The sequence below is a fragment of the Aliiruegeria sabulilitoris genome, from assembly GCF_001558155.1.
GTDB classification, from domain to species: Bacteria; Pseudomonadota; Alphaproteobacteria; order Rhodobacterales; family Rhodobacteraceae; genus Tropicimonas; species Tropicimonas sabulilitoris.
On sequence record NZ_LOAS01000019.1, the window covers coordinates 13,775 to 31,136 of the forward strand.

General features: G+C 63.5%; 18 protein-coding genes. 11 read left to right on the forward strand and 7 right to left on the reverse strand.

What is annotated here, in order from left to right; genetic code table 11:
• The first annotated feature begins 48 nt into the window (after positions 1-48).
• From AX756_RS15925 to rarD, 4 genes are all read left to right on the forward strand, one after another.
• Positions 49-1,239, forward strand: coding sequence for a hypothetical protein (locus AX756_RS15925; RefSeq protein WP_156461521.1), 1,191 nt, complete (start codon positions 49-51; stop codon positions 1,237-1,239).
• Positions 1,240-1,289: 50 nt separating this feature from the next.
• Positions 1,290-2,651, forward strand: coding sequence for a GSCFA domain-containing protein (locus tag AX756_RS15930; RefSeq protein WP_068313673.1), 1,362 nt, complete (start codon positions 1,290-1,292; stop codon positions 2,649-2,651).
• 129 nt (positions 2,652-2,780) lie between these two features.
• Positions 2,781-3,380, forward strand: coding sequence for a superoxide dismutase (locus tag AX756_RS15935; protein WP_068313676.1), 600 nt, complete (start codon positions 2,781-2,783; stop codon positions 3,378-3,380).
• Between the two features lie 377 nt (positions 3,381-3,757).
• Complete coding sequence (gene rarD / locus AX756_RS15940) at positions 3,758-4,669, forward strand: EamA family transporter RarD (RefSeq protein WP_068313679.1); 912 nt, start codon at positions 3,758-3,760, stop codon at positions 4,667-4,669.
• Here rarD and AX756_RS15945 read toward each other — a convergent pair.
• Positions 4,600-5,166, reverse strand: coding sequence for an LOG family protein (locus AX756_RS15945; RefSeq protein WP_068313682.1), 567 nt, complete (start codon positions 5,164-5,166; stop codon positions 4,600-4,602). The two genes, rarD and AX756_RS15945, sit on opposite strands and share 70 nt — an antisense overlap.
• Before the next feature lie 107 nt (positions 5,167-5,273).
• Between AX756_RS15945 and AX756_RS15950 the strand changes: the two genes are divergently transcribed.
• Complete coding sequence (locus AX756_RS15950; protein ID WP_082739143.1) at positions 5,274-6,875, forward strand: LysM peptidoglycan-binding domain-containing protein; 1,602 nt, start codon at positions 5,274-5,276, stop codon at positions 6,873-6,875.
• Positions 6,876-6,882: 7 nt separating this feature from the next.
• Here AX756_RS15950 and AX756_RS15955 read toward each other — a convergent pair whose 3' ends face one another.
• From AX756_RS15955 to alr, 3 genes are read right to left on the reverse strand one after another with little or no spacing between them, the layout of a single operon-like run.
• A complete protein-coding gene (locus tag AX756_RS15955) occupies positions 6,883-7,629 on the reverse strand; it encodes an ABC transporter ATP-binding protein (protein ID WP_068313689.1) in 747 nt (248 codons plus the stop codon).
• Positions 7,626-8,402 (reverse strand): MlaE family ABC transporter permease, encoded by a 777-nt coding sequence (locus tag AX756_RS15960; RefSeq protein ID WP_438938411.1) that lies wholly within the window; start codon positions 8,400-8,402, stop codon positions 7,626-7,628. The genes AX756_RS15955 and AX756_RS15960 overlap by 4 nt, the downstream gene beginning before the upstream one ends.
• An 11-nt stretch (positions 8,403-8,413) precedes the next feature.
• On the reverse strand, positions 8,414-9,463 hold the full coding sequence (gene alr / locus AX756_RS15965) for an alanine racemase (protein ID WP_068313695.1): 1,050 nt from the start codon (positions 9,461-9,463) through the stop codon (positions 8,414-8,416).
• Positions 9,464-9,892: 429 nt separating this feature from the next.
• On the opposite strand from alr, the gene AX756_RS15970 reads away from it, so the two are divergent.
• Positions 9,893-10,312, forward strand: coding sequence for a putative quinol monooxygenase (locus tag AX756_RS15970; RefSeq protein WP_231701081.1), 420 nt, complete (start codon positions 9,893-9,895; stop codon positions 10,310-10,312).
• A 508-nt stretch (positions 10,313-10,820) separates the two neighbouring features.
• Here the strand turns inward: AX756_RS15970 and AX756_RS15975 are convergent.
• The 3 genes from AX756_RS15975 to pyrC all read right to left on the reverse strand — a co-directional run bounded on the left by AX756_RS15975 (position 10,821) and on the right by pyrC (position 14,388).
• Positions 10,821-12,269, reverse strand: coding sequence for a replicative DNA helicase (locus AX756_RS15975; RefSeq protein ID WP_156461532.1), 1,449 nt, complete (start codon positions 12,267-12,269; stop codon positions 10,821-10,823).
• Between the two features lie 287 nt (positions 12,270-12,556).
• The gene (locus AX756_RS15980; protein ID WP_068313700.1) at positions 12,557-13,231 is read right to left on the reverse strand and encodes an orotate phosphoribosyltransferase; all 675 of its coding nucleotides are present in this window, start codon (positions 13,229-13,231) and stop codon (positions 12,557-12,559) included.
• 113 nt (positions 13,232-13,344) lie between these two features.
• A complete protein-coding gene (gene pyrC, locus AX756_RS15985) occupies positions 13,345-14,388 on the reverse strand; it encodes a dihydroorotase (protein ID WP_068313703.1) in 1,044 nt (347 codons plus the stop codon).
• A 187-nt stretch (positions 14,389-14,575) separates the two neighbouring features.
• On the opposite strand from pyrC, the gene AX756_RS15990 reads away from it, so the two are divergent.
• The 5 genes from AX756_RS15990 to AX756_RS16010 are packed head-to-tail and all read left to right on the forward strand — an operon-like array spanning position 14,576 to position 17,154.
• On the forward strand, positions 14,576-15,400 hold the full coding sequence (locus AX756_RS15990) for an urease accessory protein UreD (protein WP_068313706.1): 825 nt from the start codon (positions 14,576-14,578) through the stop codon (positions 15,398-15,400).
• 8 nt (positions 15,401-15,408) lie between these two features.
• Positions 15,409-15,711, forward strand: coding sequence for an urease subunit gamma (locus AX756_RS15995; RefSeq protein WP_068313709.1), 303 nt, complete (start codon positions 15,409-15,411; stop codon positions 15,709-15,711).
• 7 nt (positions 15,712-15,718) lie between these two features.
• Positions 15,719-16,153: a hypothetical protein gene (locus AX756_RS16000; protein ID WP_068313711.1), complete on the forward strand. Its 435-nt coding sequence runs from the start codon at positions 15,719-15,721 to the stop codon at positions 16,151-16,153.
• Positions 16,150-16,455 carry an urease subunit beta gene (locus tag AX756_RS16005; protein WP_068313714.1) on the forward strand — a complete coding sequence of 102 codons (306 nt, stop codon included), beginning with the start codon at positions 16,150-16,152 and terminating at the stop codon, positions 16,453-16,455. Before AX756_RS16000 ends, AX756_RS16005 begins: the two co-directional genes overlap by 4 nt.
• A gap of 57 nt (positions 16,456-16,512) precedes the next feature.
• Complete coding sequence (locus AX756_RS16010; protein ID WP_068313717.1) at positions 16,513-17,154, forward strand: hypothetical protein; 642 nt, start codon at positions 16,513-16,515, stop codon at positions 17,152-17,154.
• The last annotated feature ends 208 nt before the right edge of the window (positions 17,155-17,362 follow it).

A 17,362-nucleotide genomic window follows, 5' to 3' on the forward strand; every position in this document is an offset into this window, starting at 1 on the left:
AAGTGATCTCCAGGGCCGCATTCCGCGGCAAATTCGGGAGTTCGTAACGTGACCGAGGACAATCGGGAGACCGGTGGGACGGGACGAGTGGATCAGGCAGCGCGGCCAACGGTACCGCCGGGCTGCCTTGTCGATGGTACGTATATTCGCCTCATGCACCATTCGGGCGAAAGTGAGCCGGTTCTCGTCGTGTTTGGAGATGAGGTCACCGGCCCGCGCGGGCAGGTGGCGCGCCCGCTTGGGCTCAAAGTGCAAGAAGATACGGACCTCTACGAGGTGATCCCCAAGGGACGGCACTGGTATCCGGTCACCGAGACCGGGCCGATGTCGGAATCGCTGGCGCGCGCCAAGGATGGCAAGCGGGCCGTGGCCCTGGGGGCTTCCATGGGCGGCTATGGCGCGCTGCGTTACGGCGCGCGGGCGGGCTGCGGAACGGTACTGGCCTTCTCGCCTCAGGCGCGGCTGGAGCCGGGCATGACCACCGTCGGCGCCCGTCACGCGCGAAATTACCGTGAGGAATTGCATTCGGACATGGATGTGGAGCCCGCGCACCTGCCCGAGCGCGCCTATGTGGTGATCGACCCGGCCGATGCGCATGACCTGTTGCATGCCGAATTGCTCCGCCACGAAGCCGGGGTGGAGGTGATCGCGCTTGCCCATATGGGCCATCGCTGCGAGCGCGCGCTATCCTCCCCCGAGGTTGTCGACAGGGCGCTGGAAGCGGCCACGGCGGGCAACCGTGAGGGGCTGGCACGCGCTCTGCGGCGTGGCCGGCGCAATGTGCCGGGCTACCTGGCGCGTCTGTCGCTGGCCTGTTCTGAGCGCGGGCATCCGCAATGGGGGGCCGATATCGCGCGCCTTCCGGAGCGGGAGGGCAAGCCGCTCTCGCTCGATCTGCGGTTGGCGCTAGCAGTGGCGCGGGCCGGCATGGGCCAGCCTTTCGAAGCGCTTGAACAGATCGAGTCGCTGATCGTCTCCGCGCCGCGCAATGCCGGCTACTGGCGGGCGCTGGCCGAGCAATACGAGGCGATGGGCGAGGAAGAGGCCGCCTCCGACGTTATGCAACTCGCGCTGGAAGAAACGGAAAATTTCCTTTTCTGCTGGAAACTGATCCGCAATCGGATGGATACGGGCGCCAAAGAGGAGGCGCTTCTGCTGGCCGAGATGGCATTGGAACACTGGCCTGAACGGGCCGCGCAGGTAGAAAAGATAAAAGAGCGCATCGCCTCGGCCGCTTGATGGACCCGCAACGGAGCGGGCAGGGGCATCGCGCAGTGAGGAAAAGCAGAATGTCTGGGAGCAACCTGGAGGCAAGGCCTGCGCTGGAGGCCTACAAAACCGCCGCGCGCAACGATCTGAGGCGCTACCCCTCGCCGGAAAAGGACGGCGAGCGGCTCTACCCGTTGGCCAGCCCAAGTGTGCGGCCCGGCTTCTCCATGAGCCGCAGCGATACCGTCTTCACCATCGGCTCCTGTTTTGCACGCAACGTCGAGTCCGCCCTGGCCAGTAACGGCCTCGTCGTCCTCAGCCGGGAGTTCGAGCTTGGCCATATTGGCGAAGGGCTTGGGTTTGCGGGGAATTTCTTCAACAAATACTCCATCCACTCCATCATCAACGAGTTTCGCTGGGCGATGGATCGTTCCACCTTTCCCGGCCGCGACCTGCTCTATTCCGCGAAGGAGGGCAGCGAGAGCTACCTCGATCTGCAACTCGGATCCTCAAGGCTCGATTACCCCGTCACCGAGATCCTCGAATTCCGTCACCGTTTTCTTGATGTGATGGCACAGGCCGCGGAGGCGGATGTGTTGGTGGTCACGCTGGGCTATGTCGAGGTCTGGTTCGACCGCAAGCTCGACATCTATTTGAACGTCGCGCCCCCGCCCGTGTTGGCCAAGCGGGAGCCGGAGCGTTTCGAGTTCCGTGTTTTGAGCTACGAGGATGTGCTCGCCGGCCTGCGCGAGATGCGGGAATTGCTGCTCAAATACCGTCGCAAACCGCTGCGGATGCTGCTCACGGTCTCTCCGGTGCCGCTTTTGTCGACTTTCCGCGACATGGATGTGCTTGTCGCCAATTCCTATTCCAAATCGGTGCAGCGCGCCGCCATCGACGCCTTCGTGGCCGAGACAGAGGGGGTGGATTACTTCCCCTCCTATGAATTCGTCACGTTGAGTGATCCGCGCGTGGCCTGGTCGCGTGGGGACTACCGGCACGTCTCCGCCGATCTCGTGGCGCGTATCATGGCAACCGTCCTGCAGCGTTACGTCGAGGGTGAGAGTGGACTGGCCAGCCCGGAAGCTGTTGGCGCGCAATCTCTGGAAGCTTCCGTGCGCATGGTAATGAAGCTCGGCGAGTTTTCCGAAGCGGTGGCCTTGATGGAGCGCAATGCCAAGCTGGTTGCGGGAAATGGTGGCCTGGAACTGCAATTCGGAACGGCGCTGTTAGAAACCGGGCGCTTTGAGGAGGCCTTCGACGCATTGGCGCGGGCCGGAGAGCTTTTGCCGAACAATCCCGATCCGCTGGAAGCCCAGATCCAGTGTTGCCGCAAGCTCGGACGCGGCCCGCAGGCCGAGATTCTGTTGGCCGAACACTCCGGGCGTTTCCCCGGACGATCCGAGTTCCGGGAGGAGCAGGGCTGGAAGGGCGTGCTCTGACGGTAATTTGATTGTTTCCGTAGGATTTAGGGCCGAAGCTGCAAGCTTCTCGCGACGGATGGCTTGACGCGGGGCCGGGTGAGTATCAGAAACTTGCGAGGAAATGTTGCACCGGAAGGAACTCGCAAAATGTCATTTGATCTCCCCAACCTGCCCTATGCTCACGACGCCCTCGCCGATCTCGGCATGAGCAAGGAGACGCTTGAGTATCACCACGACCTGCACCACAAGGCCTATGTCGACAATGGCAACAAGCTGATCGCGGGAACCGAATGGGAAAACCGCAGCCTCGAAGACATAGTCAAGGGCACCTATGATGCCGGCGCAGTCGCGCAGAACGGCATCTTCAACAATGCGTCCCAGCATTGGAACCACATGCAGTTCTGGGAGATGATGGGTCCGGGCGGCAATGCCATGCCCGGCGAGCTTGAAAAAGCGATCGTCGAGAGCTTCGGTTCCGTGGACGAGTTCAAGTCCCAGTTCGCCGCCGCCGGCGCGGGCCAGTTCGGCTCTGGCTGGTGCTGGCTGGTCAAGGATACCGACGGTTCCTTGAAGGTTACCAAGACCGAGAACGGCGTGAACCCGCTTTGCTTCGGCCAGACGGCGCTACTGGGCTGCGATGTGTGGGAACATTCCTACTATATCGACTTCCGCAACAAGCGCCCGGCCTACCTGTCCAACTTCCTCGACAAACTGGTGAACTGGGAAAACGTCGCCTCGCGCATGTAACAGCGCAGATAGCGAGACTTCGCACCCCTCGGGTTTTCCCGGGGGGTGTTTCGTTTTTGAATGCCAGTGGTTTGGGACGTCAGGCAGATAGCTGACGTTGAAAGGGGGCTTGGCCCCCTCGCGCTCTTTCGAACGCTCCCCTCGGGATACTTCCGGAAAGAGGAAATGGGCGTTGAGTTTGTTCATCTTTCCTGAAAATATCGCCGCTGGAGGCACGATCCGCAGGATCGTTCACGCGCGCGAAGCGCGCGCCCTCGAACGGAAACTTTGTCCGATATGCATGATGACACGTTGTGAACTCATGGCATGAAACTGTCCCAACCTGCCTTGCGCCCGTGGTTCTTGCGTGATCGACAGAGCGGGAAAGGGAGAGCGGCATGAGTGACACGCAGCGCGGCGTTCTGGCAATGATCGGAGCCTGCACAATCTGGGGGCTGTCGCCGCTCTTCTACAAGCTGCTGGCCCATGTGCCGCCGCTGGAGGTTCTGAGCTATCTCACGCTCTGGTCGCTTGGCCTGTTCGGCGCGATCCTTGCCATTCAGGGACAGCTTGGCCGACTTCGCGGTTTTCTCGGCCGCCGCTGGGCGATTGTCGCCCTTGCCGCAATCATGATCTCGATAAACTGGGGCTTCTATATCTGGTCGATCCAGGTCGGGCGGGCGATGGAGGCCTCGCTCGGCTATTACACCTTCCCACTGGTCGCGGTGCTGATGGGGGCGGTGGTCTTCGGCGAGCGTCCGGCACTTCTGCAATGGCTGGCGGTCGGAATGGCAACGGCAGGCGTGCTGGTGTTGACCTTCGGCCTTGGCCTCGTTCCCGTTGTCGCACTGATCCTTGCGGTGACCTTCGGCTTCTATGGTCTGATCAAGAAACGTCTGCAAAGCGGGGCGATGATCTCGGTCACGGCTGAAGTGTTGCTGCTCTCGCCCTTGGCCACGGGCTGGCTGATCTGGCTGGCCAGCGGTGGCAGTGGCGGGCCGCATGCGACGGGCTGGGAGACGCAGCTTCTGCTCGCGCTCTCCGGCCCGATGACGGCGGGGCCGTTGATCCTGTTCTCCTATGCCACCCACCGGGTGAATCTGGCAACGGTCGGGCTCCTGCAATACCTGAACCCGACGCTGCAATTCCTCTGCGCGGCGCTGGTCTTTGGCGAGCCGTTCACCCGCTGGCACGGCCTCACCTTTGCCCTGATCTGGGCGGCGCTAGCCCTCTATTCCGCTCAGGCGTTGCGGGCCGATCGCGCGGCGCGCAGGCGTGCCATCAATGCCTCCAGATCCGAGACGGTCTGAACGAAATCGAGAATGCCGGCCTCGGCAAAGCCCTGATCCACGACATGGCGCATCAGCGCGTTGAGCGGCGCCCAGTAGCCGGCGGTATCGAAGAGCAGGATCGGCTTGTCGTGCAGCCCGAGCTGGGCCCATGTCAGGACCTCGAAAAACTCGTCGAGCGAGCCTGCGCCACCGGGAAGCACGACAATGGCATCGGCATTCATGAACATGACCTTCTTGCGTTCGTGCATCGTCTCGGTGACGATGAAGGAGGTAAGATCACGTTTGCCGACCTCGCGGTCGAACAGATGCACGGGAATGACCCCGAATGTCTCGGCGCCACCGATCTGCGCCGACCGGGCGACGCGCCCCATCAGGCCGATATCGCCCGCGCCATAGACCAGCCGCCAGCCTTCGGCGGCAATGGCTGTGCCGAGCGCTTCGGCGGCCTCCGCATAGGCCGGGTCGGTCCCGTCGCGGGAGCCGCAATAGACGCAAATGGAAAAGTTTTGTGACATAGCTGCAAGCCCCTGAGGTTACATCCTTTCGTTTCGTGATAGCGGGCTTGCTATTGGCACTCAACCCGCGCAGGGGAGGAGGTAGGGCTGCCTTGGGGAAGGAAGAAATGTCTGTAAAGGAAACGCTTGGGAGTACAGGCGGCATTGCGGCTATGGCCGCCGCAGTCGCTGCTGTGGGCCTGGCCTATTTCCTCTATTTTGGACAAACGCCCGAAAACACCGCACCCGGGCCGCAAATGCCAATGGATGCGGCGCAACGTGAAGGGCAATCGGGATCCGGGCAACCGTCCGTGCAGTCCGAAAGCAGCGCTTCTCCACCCGCGACCGCGTCAACCGACGAGACATCTTCCGTTCCTGAGGATGCTTCTGCCACCGTGGCAGAAGCTGTTCCCGAACAGGTGAACGCTGAAGAGAGTCCGGACTCCAAAGAGGATACAGCTACGGATGCCCCCGCAATCGCGTTGCCGCGTTTTAGCGATATGCGGCTCGATGCCGAGGGGACGGCGGTGATCGCAGGGACGGCTCCGGCGGATTTCGAAGTTCAGGTCCGGGAAGGGGAGGCCGCGCTGGCCTCCGCAAAGGCAAATGCGTCGGGCGATTTTGCCATGGTTTTCGATTTGCCGCCGTCGGGCGCTCAGACCGGAGGTGCCCGCGTTCTGTATCTTGTGGCGCTTGATGGGGCAGGGCGGGAATACCGCTCGGAGCAAAGCGCCATCCTGACCCCGCCCGTGGCACCCGCCCCGGTTCCCGAGGAGGTCGAGGTGGCCGCGGCCGACGTGATCGCTCCCGATCCGGCGTCGTTTCCGGGGGCGGCGCAGGACGTGCCGGAGGACGAAACGCCGTCCGAAACGGCCGTGCGCGGCACCGAACCGGCGGAGGTCGAAACCGCCGAGCTGCCTGAGACTGATGGTGTGGCGGAAGCGCCGGACGAAGCTCAGACCAGTCCAGATGTGTCGGAGCCACAAATGGCCGATGGCGGCAAGGCGGTTGCGGAGAGACCGAGCGAAGAAGACGCCGGAACCGCCGCACATGAGCCCGACGTACCGGCGACCGAGCTTGCGGAAGAGACGCTGGTTGCGGAACAGCCCGAACCGGTAGGATCGGCGAGCGAGGCCCCGTCTGACGCGGTGCCGACGGTCCTTTTGGCCGGTCACGAAGGTGTGGAACTGCTGCAACCGGCGAATGCCAGCATCGAACGGCTGCGGGACCGGGTGGTCATCGACGTTATCAGCTATTCCGACGATGGCAGCGTGTCGCTTTCCGGGCGGGCCGCGATGTCGATGCCGAGGGCGGACCGGGTGCAGGTCTACCTGAACAACAAGCCGGTCCAGACCACGGACATTGCGTGGGATGGCAGCTGGAAGATGCGCCTGCCGCCGGTGAAGCCGGGCATATACACCCTGCGTGTCGATCAGGTGGACGCGGCCGGCAAGGTTGTCGCGCGCTTCGAGACCCCCTTCAAGCGCGAGGATCCGACGGACCTGGCGCGGATGACACCGACCGATCTCGTGCCGGGCGGTCTGGCCGCTTCGGTGATCACCGTGCAGCCGGGCTACACGCTGTGGGGCATAGCCTCGGATCGCTATGGCAGCGGTTTCGACTATGTCCAGATCTTCGAGGCCAACCGGAACCAGATCCGCGATCCGGACCTGATCTATCCGGGGCAGGTGTTCGATTTGCCTGACAAGGAAGAAGATCCGGCGGAGTGAGAGGTGCCTAGCGCACCGCCTCGATCGGCCCTTCAGCACGGCCGTGGATGAATTGCTGCACGTAAGGGTCGGCGCAGCTGTCCATTTCCGCCACCGTCCCGGTCCACTTGATCACCCCGTCATGCAGCATGGCGACATCGTCGGCGATGGCGCGCACGGAGGTCATGTCATGGGTGATGGTCATGGCGGTGGCACCCATCTCGACCACGATTTCGCGGATAAGCTCGTTGATGACGCCGGCCATGATCGGATCCAGCCCAGTGGTGGGTTCGTCGAAGAAGATCACTTCCGGATCGGTCGCGATGGCGCGGGCGAGGCCCACGCGCTTCTGCATGCCGCCCGAAAGCTCGGCGGGATACAGGTCGGCGGTTTCCGGTGTCAGCCCAACGCGGCGGAGCTTCTCGATGGCAATTTCGCGCGCCTGCGTCTTGGGCAGCTTCTGGTTGCCGCGCAGCAGGCGGAAGGCCACGTTTTGCCAGACTGTGAGGCTGTCAAAGAGCGCAGCGCCTTGGAAGAGCATTCCGAAACGGGCAAGGAAATCGTCCCTGTCGCCGCTTTCGACCGGCTGGCCATCCAGCGTGATCGTGCCGCTATCGGGGCGCACGAGGCCGAGGATGCATTTCAGCGCGACCGACTTTCCGGTGCCGGAGCCGCCGATGATGACCATGCTCTCGCCGCGCGGCACCTCCAGGGTCACGCCGCGCAGGACGCGCTTTTCGCCAAAGGCCTTGTGAACATTTTCGAGCTGTATCATGCCGAGAAAAACAGCTCCGTCAGAAGGTAGTTGGAGCCGAGGATGAGCACGGAGGCCGAGACGACGGCGAGCTTGGTGGCCTTGCCCACGCCCTGGGCGCCGCGGCCCGAGTTCATGCCGTAGAAACAGCCCATGAGCGCGACGAGGAAGCCGAAGACGGCGCCCTTGGCCACGCCGGAGGCGACGTCGGCGGCCTCCAGGAAGTCGATGGTGTTTCTCAGATATGCGGCGGAGTTGAAGTCCAGCCGGTTCACGCCCACAAGCCACCCGCCCATGATGCCGATGGAATCGCCCACGGCGACCAGAACGGGCACCGTCACCGTGGCGGCGAGCACGCGTGGCACAGCGAGATACTTGATCGGGTTGGTCGAGAGCGTGACCAGCGCGTCGATCTGCTCGGTGACCTTCATCGTACCGATCTCGGCAGCGATGGAGGAGGCGACGCGGGCGGCGACCATGAGGCCGCCGAGCACGGGGCCAAGCTCGCGCGCCATGCCGATGGCGACGATGGAGGGCACGGCGGCCTCGGCGGAGAAGCGGGAGGAGCCGTCATAGATCTGGAGCGCCAGTGCGCCGCCGGTGAAGAGCGCGGTCAGGCCGACAACGGGCAGCGAGTACCAGCCGATGGTCATCACCGCATGGGCAAATTCGCGCCAGTACCAGGGCGGGCGGAACAGGTGGCTGATGACCGCCAGGCCAAAGAGCACCATGCGGCCGACGCTGGTCAGCCCCGCCAGCACCGGCCGGCCGATCGCGGCAAGCGGGCGGGTCAGGAGGGCCGCGCTCACGCGAAGCCGCCGATCGTCTTGCGTTCGTAGCGCGCGCCAAGCGAGGTCAGGATCTCGTAGCCAATTGTGCCGGCGGCGTTTGCCAGATCGTCAACGCCCTGTTCCGTGCACAGTATGTCGAGCGCGGGCGGGATTTCGCCCAAGGCCGAGATATCGACAGTGATGAGGTCCATCGAAACCCTGCCGACGATGGGACAGGGAGTGCCGTTGAAATAGAGGTCGGCCTTGTTTGAAATCGGCCGAAGAATCCCGTCCGCATAGCCAGCGGCGACCGTCGCAACAAGTTTCTCTTCCTGAGCGGTCCAGGTTGCGTTGTACCCCACGCTTTCGCCGGGTGCGACGAGGCGGGCCTGGATGACGGGCAGGGACAGCCGGACGACCGGTTTCGCGTCTGCAAAGGGCAGGCCGCCATAGAGGCCGATGCCGGGGCGGGTGACGTCGAAATGATAGTCCGGGCCAAGCAGCGTGCCGCCGGTGGCCGAGAGCGAGCGTGGCACGCCCGTTCCGTCGGTCATCTCGCGGAACTGTCGCAGCTGGTCTGCATTCTGGGGCGATGTGGGCTCGTCGGCACTGGCCAGGTGGCTCATGATGAGCTTGGGACACTGGCTGAGGGCCAGTTCCGATACCGCGGCCCATTCCGCCGGCTCCAGCCCAAGCCGGTTCATGCCGCTGTCGAGCTGGATGCCGAAAGCGGCGCCGGGCAGGGCCTCGAAATGGCGGGTGAGCTGGTCGATGGAGTTGAGCATTGGCACCAGATCCAGATCGTGGATCATGTCCGTGTCGCCGGCCATGTGACCGCCGAATATGAAGATCTCCGGGCCACGCCCGAGCGCTTCGCGGACTGCGGCGCCTTCCTCGGCCGCAGCCACGAAGAATTTCTGCGCGCCCGCGCGTGCGAGCGTTCGCGCGGCACGGGCCGCACCCAGCCCATAGCCATCTGCCTTGACCACGGCGCCGGTTTCAACCGTATCGCCGGAGAGGGAATTCAGCGCTTGCCAGTTCGCGGCAATCGCGTCGAGATCGATCGTGAGAGTACCAGTCGCCATGGGGTCGGTTCTGCCATTCCGGTGCGGGAGGTCAAGGGGAAACGCTCGGGTTAGGGGGATGAGATGCGTCCGGAGGACTGCGCTGGTCACAAGGACTCGTTTTGCTCGGGTGGCGGACTTCTACGAAAATGCTCCATTGAGGGGAGTGTGCGATAGTCCGCTTCAAAGGCTCGACGGCTAGTCCGATTGGTTCGCTGCTCGATACCTTGGTCCCATTGGTGGGTTGGTACTGATTTCCGAAGGAAACTCTCGTCACAGACGTTGTCGCCATCCGGCCGAACCCCAAATCTGTGTGGCGTTTTCGGGATTGTTGGACCTGTGCACGGCGCTGGATGCCGACAGGTGTATTTGATTGGCCCAGACTACCGAAGGTTGATTTACGGCGGTGTGTACTCCACCCTTGCTGGATCTATTCATAAGGACCATACCATGAAACTTTTTCCAACAGTCGCCATAGCTGCCCTTGCTGCGGGAGCTGCTTTTGCCGAGGGCCAAAGTGCGGATGACGTGCATTGGCACATCACGATGACGGTCAATGCCGGCCAGGCAGACGCGGTGAAGCCGCTTCTGGATCGGATGGTTGCCGCGACGCAGGCGAACGAGCCAGGTGCTCTCGTCTACGACTACATGGGCGATGGCGACCAGGTGCACATCTCGGAACGCTACGCCGACAATGCGGCCGCGATGACGCATATGGGCAATTTCGGTGCCAACTTCGCCGAAGAGTTCATGCAAACCTTCTCGATCACCTCCGTCGCGGTATATGGGCCGGCGGGCGACGACCTGAAGGAAGTGCTTGCGCCATTTTCGCCGATATTCATGCCGCAGATCAGCGGATTCGCTCGCTGAAATCAATGGTTCTTGCGCGACCGTTGCGAGGTGCCGCCTGAACGTTACAGCTCCTGCGTCGGGGTGAATTGCGTGACGGATTTGTTGAAGTGGCTTGCCTCCTGACGCGTGTGCATTCACGTCGTACGGCCAATACCGATCCGATCCATGTTGGCGGCCGGCGGGGCTGTTCCCCGTTTTGCATTTGACTCTTTCTCGTGCCGGATGACCGAGCAGCGGCTCCGGCACAGATACGCATCGCTTTCAATTCGCAGAAGGGGAGCACGGATCCCCCTCGGGTTCGCTGGTCGGACTTCAAACGCATCGTTGGAATTCTACAAGCGTTTCGGATTGCCGGAGCAGAAAGGACAGCGAACGGGCGCTTTCCTTTCAAACCACCGAACATCTGATCGATAGCCTCAGGTGACTGTCGGGTCGCAAATGCTGACCCTGGCCGGGGTGCGGTACCATCCTTCGTGCCGTGCCCGGCTTCGGGGACGCGCCGTGGCCCATACACCATCTGTTCGGGTTACTGATACCCGTCGCCATCCTGCTGCCAGGGCTGCACAAGGTCGCTGAACTTGGTGAACTCGCCCTCGAAGGCCAGCGAGACGTCGCCGATGGGGCCGTGACGCTGCTTGCCGATGATCACATCGGCCTTGCCGTGCAACGACTCCATCTCTTCCATCCAGGCGGCCATGCGTTCGGTGTCGTTCTCGGGCGGCTTTTCGCGTTCTTTGTAATACTCGCCCCGGTAGACGAACATCACCACGTCGGCGTCCTGCTCGATCGAGCCCGATTCCCGCAGGTCCGAAAGCTGGGGGCGCTTGTCGTCCCGGTTTTCCACCTGGCGCGAGAGCTGTGAGAGCGCGATGACGGGAATATCCAGTTCCTTGGCGATGGCTTTCAGGCCTTGGGTGATTTCCGAGACCTCGTTCACCCGGCTGTCCTTGGCCGTGGCGGGGCGGACGAGCTGCAGGTAGTCGATGAAGAGCGCGTCGAGCCCGTGGGTCCGCTTCAGGCGGCGGGCGCGCGCGGCTAGCTGCGAGATCGGCAGGGCGGGCGTGTCGTCGATGAAGAGCGGACAGGCCTCAAGATCCTTGGCGGCGGAGACGAAGCGGCGGAATTCCTCCTCCGTCATGTCGCCGCGGCGGATCTTGTGAGAGGGAATGCGCGAGGCCTCCGACAGGATCCGCGAGGCAAGCTGTTCGGCCGACATTTCGAGCGAATAGAAGCCCACAACGCCGCCATTCACCGCGCCTTCGCGCCCGTCGGGGCGCAGCCCGCGCTTGTAGACCTTGGCGATGTTGAAGGCGATGTTACAGGCCAGCGACGTCTTGCCCATGGAGGGGCGGCCGGCGAGGATAAGCAGGTCCGACGGGTGCAGCCCGCCCAGCTTCTTGTCGAGATCGGTCAGGCCCGTGGAAATGCCCGCGAGCCCGCCTTCGCGCTGGTACGCGGCATGGGCCATCTGTACGGCATCGGTCACGGCCTTGAGGAAGCTTTGGAAGCCGGTATCGCTCTTGCCGGCTTCGCCGAGCTTGTAGAGCGCCTGTTCGGCCTGCACGATCTGTTCGCGCGGCTCGGATTCGACATCCACATTGGCGGCCTGGGCGGCGATATTCTTTCCCAGAGACATCAACTCGCGGCGGATGGCGAGGTCATAGATGATATGGGCGTAGTCGCCGGCGGCAAAGCTGGCGATGGCGTTGCCTGCCAATTTCGCAAGGTACGCCGGCCCGCCCAGCTCTTTAAGTCCGGGGTGTTCCTCGAGAAAGGCTTTCAGCGTGACCGGCGTTGCCTGCAGGTTCTTGGCGATGCGCGCCTTGGCGACCTCGTAGATCTTCGCATGCACCGGGTCATAGAAATGTTCCTCGGTGATAATGGACGCGACCCTGTCGAAGACATCGTTATTTGTCAGGATCGCGCCCAGCAGCTGCTGCTCGGCCTCGATATTATGGGGAGCGATCTGCTCCATTACACTGCCCGTGTTTGCCCGCGCTGCCAATTCCGGGACGGTCTCTGCCACCGTCGTCAGTTCATTCATCGCCGCACTGCCCGTTTTTTCGTATCCCAGTGTCATACAGATCCGCCAGTGGCCCGGTCAAAATGTATAAACTTGTGGACAAATTGTGGGTGGACGGAGCTTACCCCATAGTGCGGTGGCAGCGCCCCGTCCGTCAACATCTTGTGGCGGCTTGCCGAAAGGACAGGAGATTTTCCTTCGGCAAGTTCCCGCCGCGCGTGACGACGCGCCGCGCTCGTTCAGCTCCTGGCGGCCTGCCATGCCCTCGGATCGTTCAGGAAGGCCTCGACTTCGCCCAAGGTGTGCGAATCGAATGCCGCCTGCCGCCGGGCCTCGGCCAACACGTCATGCCAGGTGCACAGGCTGTGCAGGCTGACGCCGTGATCGCCGAGCGTTTTGGTCGTCTCGGGGAAGATGCCGTAATAGAAGATGACGGCGGTATGCGCACAGGACGCGCCGGTGTGGCGGATTGCGTCGACGAAGCTCAGCTTGGAGCCACCATCGGTCGTCAGGTCCTCGACCAGAAGCACCCTGTCCTGCTCGCCCATGACACCCTCGATACGGGCATTGCGGCCATAGCCCTTGGGCTTCTTGCGGACATAGGTCATCGGCAGGCCCATCCGCTCGGCGACCAGCGCGGCGAAGGGGATGCCGGCAGTTTCGCCACCGGCGATATTGGTAAAGGACTCGAAGCCGGCGTCGCGCATCACCTTGGCGGTCAGGAAATCCATCAGCGTCGAACGGATGCGCGGATAGGAGATCAGCTTGCGGCAGTCGATATAGGTGGGCGAGGGCAGGCCGGAGGCGAGGGTGAAAGGCTCGGAGGCATTGAAATGCACCGCGCCGATCTCCAGCAGCATGCCGGCCGAGATCCGGGCCATGGTCGCGTCATCAAGGTGGGTCGTCGGGATCATTTCGGGCCCTTTCTTCTTCTTTCTACGAGTATCCCCACCGGAGGCATGAAATCTTCTGGCGGGACGTGAGTCTTCTTGCCTCCGGCGGGGATATTTCCGGTCAGAAGAAAAGACTAGTCCCTTTGCACCCGCCAGAGCACGGGTTTGCCCGGATCGAAGACCACGATGGGGCCGTCGCCGGTTTGCAGCGGGGACGGGATATCCAGTGCAGCACCCTTTTCGAGCGTCATCGTCGTTTCGTTCGGGGGCATGCCGTAGAAGGCCGGGCCGTTCAGCGAGGCGAAGGCTTCGAGCTTGTCCAGGGCGCCCGCCTCGTCGAAGACCTGCGCCAAGCAGGGTATGGTGACCGGGGCGGAGTAGACACCGGCGCAACCGCAGGCGCTTTCCTTGTTGGCCTGCGTGTGCGGGGCCGAGTCCGTGCCGAGGAAAACATGTTCGAAGCCGGACGTGGCGAGTTCCACCAGCGCCTCGCGGTGGCTTTCGCGCTTGGCGACGGGCAGGCAGTAGTAATGGGGTTTGATACCGCCCACGAGGATGTGGTTGCGGTTGATCATCAGGTGGTGGGTCGTGATCGTGGCGCCCAGCGTGCCGTCGCTTGAGCGGACGTAGTCGCAGGCATCCGACGTGGTGACATGTTCCATGACCACGCGCAGGCCCGGCGTGCGGCGACGGATCGGGTCGAGCACTTCTTCGATGAACACGGCTTCGCGGTCGAAGATGTCGATCTCGGCGCGGGTGACCTCGCCATGCACGCAGAGCGGCACGCCGGCTTCGGCCATGGCCTCGAAGACATTCTGAACCTTGTCCATATCGCGAACACCGGAAGCGGAATTCGTGGTGGCGCCGGCCGGGTAGAGCTTGACCGCCGAGATCAGGCCGGACGCGTGGGCGGCGATCACGTCAGCCGGGTCGGTCGTTTCGGTCAGGTAGAGCGTCATCAGCGGCGTGAAATCCGCCCCTTCCGGCAACGCGGCAAGGATGCGGTCGCGATAGGCGGCCGCGTCGGCGGAGGTGACGACGGGCGGCACCAGGTTCGGCATGATGATCGCGCGGGCGAAATCGCGCGCGGTGTCGGGGAGGACAGCCTGCAGGACCGCGCCATCGCGCAGGTGCAGGTGCCAGTCGTCGGGGCGGCGGAGCGTCAGGGTCTGGGTCATGATACGGCAGGCTTAGCCCAGCGATCTGGCTGTTACCAGAGCGCGACGTGCTGCAATTGGACGGATTGCTTGCCTGAAATTCGAGCAGTGAGCGGAAAATTGAGCATTGGAGGGGCTGATTTGCGCCATGCTGCATTGCAGCATTCGACGCTTCGCGCTAGGGTCCTGCGAGTTTGAAAGGCGTCCAATGTTCGACCTAGAACCGGCAGATCGGAAACTTCAGCGTGCTCGCGGCCGTGCCCGGGCCGGCTTTGCGTTCCGTGGTGGTCGGACACGGCTGAAGGACCTGCATCAATCGGGCTGTGCGAAGGCGATGTTGCCGCAGGTGCCGGGCATGCCGGAGGTGGTGTTCCTGAACACCGCCGGTGGCCTGACCGGGGGCGACCAGCTGGAATTTCGCCTGGATCTTGCCGCTGGCGGGCAGGTGACGGGGACGACCCAGACCGCCGAGCGGGCCTATGAATCCTCGGGCGGCGCGGCTTTGGTGCGCTGTCATCTCTCGGCCGGCGCGGGCGCATCGCTCGACTGGCTGCCGCAGGAGACGATCCTGTTCGACCGTTCGGCGGTGGACCGCCGGACACGGATCGAGCTTGAGGGGGATGCCCGCCTGCTGTTTTGCGAGACGCTGGTCTTTGGCCGGGCGGCCATGGGCGAGACGGTTGGGAAGCTGTGGTTGTCGGATCGCCGGGAGGTCTTGCGCGACGGGCGGCCGGTGCTGGTGGATAGCGTGCGGCTTGATAGCGCGGGGCTTGCCATGGCCGGCAATCCGGCAATGTTGGGCGACGCACGTGCGGTTGCGCTTCTGGCGCTGGTGGCGCCGGGGGCTGAAGACGCGCTCGGGCCGGTTCGGGAGTTGCTCGACGAGCCGGGTGTTTCGGCCGAAGCCTCCGGTTGGGACGGGCGCTGCCTGGTGCGCCTGATGGCGCGCGATGCCTGGCCGCTGCGGCGACAGATGGTCAAGCTGTTGACACATATCAGGGGCACGGTTCCGCCGCGCGTCTGGCAAATCTGAGGAATGACATGAACCTGACACCCCGTGAAAAGGACAAGCTTCTGGTCAGTCTCGCCGCTATGGTGGCGCGTGGACGGCTGGAGCGCGGCGTGAAACTCAATCACCCCGAGGCGATCGCGCTGATCACGGATTTCGTGGTCGAAGGCGCGCGGGACGGACGCCCGGTGTCCGAGTTGATGGAAGCGGGCGCCCATGTCGTGACGGCGGCGCAATGCATGGACGGGATCGCCGACATGATCCACGAGGTGCAGGTCGAGGCGACGTTCCCGGACGGCACGAAGCTCGTGACCGTGCATCACCCGATCCGCTGAGGCCGCGATGATTGCCAGTTTCGTCTTCTCCCTGTTGGCCGGGTTCCTGACATTGCATGTCCAGGGGCCACTGGCGGCGTGGCTGGAGAAAACCGACCTTTTCGATCTGCGGCTTGATGCGATGGAACTTCGTATTCTCAGTTTCGGACTCATGCTTCTGCTGGCGGCGATTGCAACGGCGCTCGTGGGGGCGGACAGTTCCGCCTATCTCGCGGTGTCGGGCGGCCTGCTCGGCTATTTCGCGGGCGACCTCTATGCCTATATGCGCGACCCCGATGGCGCGCAGGGCGAGGAGACCGACGATTGGGACGGGGATGTCGTAGAGACGGGCCCCCGCCGCCGCCTGGCCGACCACCTGGAGGCGGAAAACGAGGAAACCCTGCGCGCGGTACAGGCCGCGATCCAGGACGAGACACGCCCCGAAGAGGAGAAAGACCGATGATCCCTGGCGAAATCATGACCGCCCCCGGCGACATCACCCTGAACGAGGGCCGCGATGTGACCGTTCTCATGGTGGCCAATACCGGCGACCGGCCGGTGCAGGTGGGCAGCCATTACCATTTTGCCGAGACCAACTCGGCGCTGGAATTCGACCGCGCGGCTGCAAAAGGCCAGCGGCTCGACATCGCCGCGGGCACCGCGGTGCGTTTCGAACCCGGCCAGAGTCGGGAAGTATCCCTCGTGCCGCTCTCGGGCGCGCGCAGGGTGTTCGGTTTCAATCAGGCCGTGATGGGAGAGCTGTAAAAGCGCGCGGCCGCCCGTCCTGTCTTATGGACGAACAGGAATTCAAGGAGTTTAGAGATGTTCCAATACATGATGCCCGTCGACTACATGCGAACGAGCATGGCCATGTGGAGCCGTACGGCCGAGCTTCAGCTTGAGGTGGTGCGGATGTCCATGGGGCTTGCCGATAGCTGGACCGGTGGCCTGATGAAGCCCGACCCGGCGGTGATGAAGTATTTTACGCCGACGGGCATGTCGAGCAAGAAGCAGAAAGAAGCGAAGCCTGTCGCCGAGAAGGCTACGCCCTCGCCGGAAGCCAAGACGGCTCCGGAAGCGAAAGCCGCGGCACCCGAGCTGGTCGAGGCCTCTGCGAAGGTCGTGCCGCTGGAAACGCCCAAGGCCGAAGTGGCGCCCGCCGTATCCGAGCCCGTCGTCGCCAAGCCTGTCGCCACCAAGCCGGCGGAGGCCAAGCCGGCGACCGCGCGCCGCCGTGCGCCGTCCAAGCCAAAGACGCCCGAGGGAGTGACCGTGGCCGTTGCGCCGGTCGAGACCGCCAAGCCGGCCGCCAAGCCGCGTCGTCGTGCTGCCCCCAAGGCAAAGCCTGTCGCGGCTGCTACGCCCGTGGCCGAAACCGCCGCAGCCAAGCCCGCCCCGCGCCGCCGTGCACCGGCGAAAAAGGCAAGCTCGACGCCCGCAGCGCCAAAAACGGACGGCGCGTGATAGCGCATTACATGAATTCGGCCCTTGCGCTTTGCGGCGCAAGGACTACGTTACTGCTTAGTCAGAAATTGCCGGACAAGGGCCCCAATGCCTCTGCTCAACCTGATCGACCGCCTTCTTGGACTGCTAGCTCCTGTGCCGCAGCCTATTCCGATCCCCGTGCGGGATCCCAAGGGTCCGCGTCGCTGAGCGAAATAACGGGGCGCGC